Source organism: Rhizobacter sp. P3_B12, assembly GCF_056402895.1.
Genome location: NZ_JBFUGN010000535.1, coordinates 1 through 4,246 on the forward strand (window position 1 = coordinate 1; position 4,246 = coordinate 4,246).

The window sequence follows — 4,246 nt, forward strand, 5'->3', positions numbered from 1 at the left end:
GGGCTGCGCCAATGTCGCGCACGCCTTTGCCGCGCTGCCGGCCAACGACAAGTTCAAGGTGGTGGCACAGCGCTCGCCGCACCTGGGCATCGTCACCTCGTACAACGACATGCTGTCGGCGCACCAGCCCTACGAGCGCTTCCCCGACATCATCCGCAATGAGGCGCACCGCCACGGCGCGACGGTGCAGGTGGCCGGCGGCGTGCCGGCGATGTGCGACGGCGTGACGCAGGGCCTGCCCGGCATGGAGCTGAGCCTGTTCTCGCGCGACACCATCGCGATGGGCACCGCGGTGGCGCTGACGCACGATGTGTTCGATGCCGCGCTGCTGCTCGGCGTGTGCGACAAGATCGTGCCGGGCCTGCTGATCGGCGCGCTGCACTTCGGCCACCTGCCGTGCGTGTTCGTGCCGGCCGGGCCGATGGGCACCGGGCTGTCGAACACCGAGAAATCGAAGGTGCGCGAGAAATACGCGCAAGGCCTGGTCGGCCGCGACCAGCTGCTCGCGGCCGAATCGGCCGCGTACCACGGCGCCGGCACCTGCACCTTCTATGGCACCGCCAACAGCAACCAGATGCTGCTCGAGGCGATGGGCCTGCACGTGCCGGGCGCCGCCTTCGTGCACCCGCATGCGCAGCTGCGCGAGGCGCTGACGCGCGAGGCGGTGCGCGCCGCGCTCGCGATCACGCACGGCGGCGGCCGCTACACGCCGATCGGCCGGTTGGTCGACGAGCGGGTGATCGTCAACGCGATGGTCGCGCTGCTGGCCACCGGCGGCTCGACCAACCACCTGATCCACTGGGTGGCGGTGGCGCGCGCGGCCGGCATCCTGATCGACTGGACCGATTTCTCGGACCTCTCGCATGCGACGCCGCTGCTGGYGCGCGTGTACCCGAACGGCAGCGCCGACGTGAACCAGTTCCAGTCGGCCGGCGGGCCGGGCTTCGTGATCCGCGAGCTGCTCGATGCGGGTTACATGCATGCCGACGTGGCCGCGGTGGCCGAAGGCGGCATCGCGGCCTATGGCACGCAGCCGCAGGGCGATGGCGAGCGCCTGACCTGGTCGGCGCTGCCGGCGCAGAGCAACGACGACAGCGTGGTGCGCACCGCGGCCGCGCCGTTCAGCCCGTCGGGCGGCCTGAAGCTGTTGACCGGCAACCTCGGCCGCGCGGTGATCAAGATCTCGGCGGTGCCGGAAGACCGGCACATCGTCGAGGCGCCGGCGCTGGTCTTCAACGCGCAGGAAGAACTGCTGGCCGCCTTCAAGGCCGGCGAGCTGGAGCGCGATTTCATCGCCGTCGTGCGCTTCCAGGGGCCGCGTGCGAACGGCATGCCCGAACTGCACAAGCTGACGCCGCCGCTCGCGGTGGCACAGGGCAAGGGCTTCAAGGTGGCGCTGGTCACCGACGGGCGCATGAGCGGTGCGTCGGGCAAGGTGCCGGCGGCGATCCACGTGAGCCCCGAGGTGCTCGCGAACGGGCCGCTCGGCAAGGTGCGCAACGGCGACATCATCCGGCTCGACGCGGTGGCCGGCACGCTGCAGGCGCTGGTGCCGGAGGCAGAATGGGCGGCCCGCGAGGTCGCGCAGATCGACGCGCAGCAGCAGGAGAACAACGGCCACGACCTGGGCCGCGAGCTGTTCGGCGGCATGCGCCGCAACGTGCTGAGCGCCGAGCAGGGCGCCGTCACCTGGCTTTGAACCTTTCACATTCCCACAGAGAACCCCGCATGAACACGCTCGAACTGGCCGGCCATGGCCCGGTGATCCCGGTGATCGTCATCAACCAGCTGGAAGACGCGGTGCCGATGGCGCGCGCGCTGGTCGAGGGCGGCGTCAAGGTGCTCGAAGTGACGCTGCGCACGCCGGTGGCGCTGCAGTGCATGGAGGCGATCGCGAGAGAGGTGCCCGAGGCGATCCTCGGCGCCGGCACGGTGCGCAGCGTGGCCGATGCGAAGGCCGCGCTGGACGCCGGCTGCAAGTTCGCGGTGAGCCCGGGCTACACCAACGAGATCGGCCGCGCCTGCCGCGAGATGGGCCTGCCGCTTCTGCCCGGCACCGCGACCGGCAGCGAGGTGATGCAGGCCAATGCCGACGGCTATTTCTTCCTGAAGTTCTTCCCGGCGATGCAGGCCGGCGGCATCCCGATGCTGAAGGCGCTGGCCGGGCCGTTCACCGACGTGGTGTTCTGCCCGACCGGTGGCATCACGCTGGAAACCGCGCCGCAGTTCCTCGCGCTGCCGAACGTCAAGGTGTGCGGCGGCTCGTGGCTGACGCCGGCCGATGCGGTGAAGGCGAAGGACTGGGGGCGCATCACCGCGCTGGCCAAGGAGGCCAGCGCGCTGCGCGCCTGATCAAGGGCACGAAGCTTCTACGCGGTCTTCAAGGCAGCTGCTGCGCTCGCCTGCCGGCGGATCAGCAGCACCGACACCGCCGCCACCAGGCAGGCCGCGCCGGCCGCGAACAGCGCCGGGTTGTAAGTCAGCAGCAGCGTGCGCGTGAGCCCCGCGCCGTAGGCCGCGACCGCGGCGCCCAGCTGGTGCGAGGCGAACACCCAGCCGAAGATCATCCCGGCGCGCTCCTTGCCGAACTCCTGCGCGGCCAGCTTCACGGTGGGCGGCACGGTCGCGATCCAGTCGAGGCCGTAGAACATCGCGAAGGTCGCGAGGCCGTACAGCGTGAACGTGGAATACGGCAGCCAGAACAGCGACAGCCCGCGCAGCCCGTAGTACCAGAACAGCAGCTTGCGGTTGTCGTAGCGGTCGGACAGGTAGCCCGACAGCGTGGTGCCCACCAGGTCGAACGCGCCCATCATCGACAGCACCGAGGCCGCCGGCACCGCCGACAGGCCGTTGTCGCTGCACAGCGAGATGAAGTGCGTCTGCAGCAGGCCGTTGGTGCTGAGCCCGCAGATGAAGAAGCTCAGTGCGAGGATCCAGAACGTGCGGTTGTGCATCGCCTCGCGCAGCACCTTGAACGGGCCGAGGAAGTTCAGCGGCGCCGCGGCCGGCACCGGCGGCAGCGGCGTGCCCGCGGGCTCGCCGAGCGACAGCAGCTTCAGCTCGCTCGGGTGGTTGCGCATGAAGAAGGTGACGAGCGCCACCACGATCACGCAGGCGATGAAGATCGGGATCACCGCATAGCGCCAGCCGTGGTGCTCGATGATCCAGGCCGCGAGCGGCAGGAAGATCAGCTGCCCGGTGGCGGTGCTCGCGGCGAACAGGCCGACCACCAGCCCGCGGTGCGCGGTGAACCAGCGGCTCGCGACCATCGCGCCCAGCACCAGCGCGGTGAGCCCGGTGCCGCAGCCCAGCACCAGCCCCCACAGCAGGAACAGCTGCCACAGCTGCGTGATGCCGGTTGCCAGCACCATCGCGACCGCGATGAAGCTGGCGGCGGCCACCATGATGCGCGGCAGCCCGAAGCGCGCGATGAAGATCGCGGCGAACGGCCCGAGCAGGCCGAACAGCGCGAAGCGCACCGCGAAGACGGACGACAGCTGGTCGGTGGTCCAGCCGAACTCCTTCGACAGCGGCTGCAGCATCGCGCCCGGCAGGCCGAGCGCGGCCGAGGTGGTCAGCATCGCGAAGAAGGTGACCGCGGCGATCACCCACGCGTAGTGGATGCCGCGGCGGCCGAGCGAGACGGAAATGCGTTCGGACAGCATGGCGGGTTTCCTCGGCGCGGGCTCAGTCGAAGCGGCGCTCGATCAGTTCGACCTTGTAGCCGTCCGGATCGGTGATGAAGGCGATCACGGTGTTGCCGCCCTTGACCGGGCCGGCCTCGCGCGTGACGTTGCCGCCGCCGGCGCGAATGCGCTCGCAGGCCGCGGCCGCGTCGGGCACCGCGATCGCGATGTGGCCGTAGGCGGTGCCGAGCTCGTACGAGCTGACGCCGTGGTTGTAGGTGAGTTCCAGCTCGGCATGCTCCGGGTTCGGGCCGTAGCCGAGGAAGGCGAGCGAGTAGTGCTGCGACGGGTTCTCGGACTGGCGCAACAGCGTCATGCCCATGATGTGGGTGTAGAAGTCGATCGAGCGCTGCAGGTCGCCGACGCGCAGCATGGTGTGGAGGAGTCGCATGGTGGATGTTCCGTTGGGTCCGTTCAGGAAGCGTCGAAGATGAAGCAGGTGGTGGAGGCGTGGGCGTACAACTTGCCGTCGGGGCCGAGCAGGCGCCCTTCGGCGGTGGCCATGCGGCCGCCGACGTGGATCACGCTGCCGATGGCGCGCAACACGGGCACGCGGTGAG

General features: G+C 70.0%; 4 protein-coding genes and 1 pseudogene. 2 read left to right on the forward strand and 3 right to left on the reverse strand.

Translation table 11 applies throughout. The features are described 5' to 3' along the window. On the forward strand, nt 1–1,699 hold a 1,699-nt coding region (gene edd, locus AC1D01_RS23095; protein WP_477870450.1), incomplete at its 5' end, for a phosphogluconate dehydratase. Nucleotides 1,700–1,728: 29 nt separating this feature from the next. Further along, nucleotides 1,729–2,352, forward strand: coding sequence for a bifunctional 4-hydroxy-2-oxoglutarate aldolase/2-dehydro-3-deoxy-phosphogluconate aldolase (eda, locus tag AC1D01_RS23100; RefSeq protein ID WP_477870452.1), 624 nt, complete (start codon nt 1,729–1,731; stop codon nt 2,350–2,352). A gap of 17 nt (nt 2,353–2,369) precedes the next feature. Here the strand turns inward: eda and AC1D01_RS23105 are convergent, their stop codons facing one another. The 3 genes and pseudogenes from AC1D01_RS23105 to AC1D01_RS23115 all read right to left on the reverse strand — a co-directional run. Beyond that, nucleotides 2,370–3,665, reverse strand: a complete 1,296-nt coding sequence (locus AC1D01_RS23105) for an MFS transporter (protein WP_477870454.1) — start codon at nt 3,663–3,665, stop codon at nt 2,370–2,372. A gap of 22 nt (nt 3,666–3,687) precedes the next feature. Beyond that, nucleotides 3,688–4,077, reverse strand: coding sequence for a lactoylglutathione lyase (gene gloA / locus AC1D01_RS23110; RefSeq protein WP_477870456.1), 390 nt, complete (start codon nt 4,075–4,077; stop codon nt 3,688–3,690). A 23-nt stretch (nt 4,078–4,100) separates the two neighbouring features. Continuing rightward, nucleotides 4,101–4,246 (reverse strand): annotated as a pseudogene (locus tag AC1D01_RS23115) (aromatic compound catabolic protein); the annotation flags it as partial.